The 1,456-nt window shown below is 69.1% G+C and carries 1 protein-coding gene; it reads right to left on the reverse strand.

Features of this window, described 5'->3' with window-relative positions; translation table 11 throughout:
* Positions 1-200: 200 nt before the first annotated feature.
* Positions 201-1,412 (reverse strand): IS4 family transposase, encoded by a 1,212-nt coding sequence (locus AB0N07_RS50925; protein ID WP_365847799.1) that lies wholly within the window; start codon positions 1,410-1,412, stop codon positions 201-203.
* Positions 1,413-1,456 lie beyond the last annotated feature (44 nt).

Below are 1,456 nucleotides of genomic sequence, written 5' to 3' on the forward strand. Positions count from 1 at the left end.
CAACGTCGCTTCCTTGATCGTTTCAGGATGACTGCGGTCGTGGTGTGAGTGGGTGGAGCTGGAGGGTGTAGGTGACGCGTTCGGTGGCGGGTTGATCTGGTTGGAGCGTGGGCCAGTTGACGTGTCGGGCCTTGGTGGCGCGGGGTGATCGGCGGCCGGGTCGTGGCCGGGTGGCTGTGCGGATCAGGTCGGCGCCGATGTCACGGATCTTGGCGGTCAGGCGTCGAGGGGGGAAAGTCCGCCCCGACGGTGCGCTGGGCGGCGTGCAGGGCGTGCTTGAAGCTGATCTGGGCTGGTGGGATGCCGTCCTGGGTCGCGCTGTCGGTGGCCAGGTGGCGTACGGACTGGTAGACGCAGAGCATCGCCCACAGTTCCTGGGCGACCATTTCGGGGCTGTTGGAGCGCAGGGTCGCGGTGCGGCCGCCGCGTTGCTCGACCTTGATCGACCGGTAGATCGTTTCGCTGGTCCAGCGACGTGCGTAGAGCTCGGCGAGTTCGGTGGCCGGGGCGGTGTCCGGGTCGAGGAGGGTGGTGATCAGGCAGAACAATTCCGAGGACTCGGTGGTGGAGCCGTCGGCGCCCTCGGCGGTGCTGTGCACGGTGTACTCGATCACGCGGACGGTGATGCGCTGTCCGCGTGGCCCGTTGAGGCGGGAGAGATAGGTGCCGTCGTGAAGTACCTCGATGACGGGCAGGGTGAACGACGCGCTCACGCGCCACAACAGCTCAGCGCCCCGGCCCGCGGCCGCGGTGAACAGGTCATAGGAGGGGAAGCCCCGGTCAGCCAGCAGCAGCGTGCCCCGCTCGATCATCGGCAACAGGCGTGTGGCCAGGGTGCGTTCGCCGATCGCGAGGGAGTCGAAGACCGCTGCGATCACGGCCAGGGTGCCGCACTCGACCAGGGCCAGCAGCCGCACCTGTGGATAGGGCCCCTGCCGGGCCCCGGTCACAGGCCGGGTGTACGCGGCGGAGTTCGCCGCACTGTCAGGCACGCTGAAGGTGGTGCCGTCCAGCGAGGTCAGGCGCAGGTTCCGCCAGAACACCCCCGGCGTGGCCGGCGTGCCCTGCGCTCCACGCACCCGGTCGAACAGCACCCGAAGCGCCCCCGCTCCCAGCCGGGAGCGGGCCTTGGCCAGCGACCCCGTCGATGCCGGACGCCACTTCTCGCCCCGCTTGAGCGGCCAGTGCTCCACCAGCTCCCGCAGCACCCCGCCGTACCCGACCGAGGTGAACAGCCACATCGCGAGGGTGAAGTAGACCACCAGCCGCGCGGGCAACGACTTCACCGCGCGTTCCCGCGCACCGGCCTCCTCGATCGCGAAGTCCACCAGCTCCGGCGTGAACGTCCGCGTCAACGCGCCGATCCGTATCCGCTCCGGGAAGCCATCCCCCACCACATGATCACGAGCCACAAGCCCCGGATCCTAAAGGATCACCCGGCAAGGAAGCGACGTTG

Source organism: Streptomyces sp. NPDC051172, from assembly GCF_040682555.1.
GTDB lineage: Bacteria > Actinomycetota > Actinomycetes > Streptomycetales > Streptomycetaceae > Streptomyces.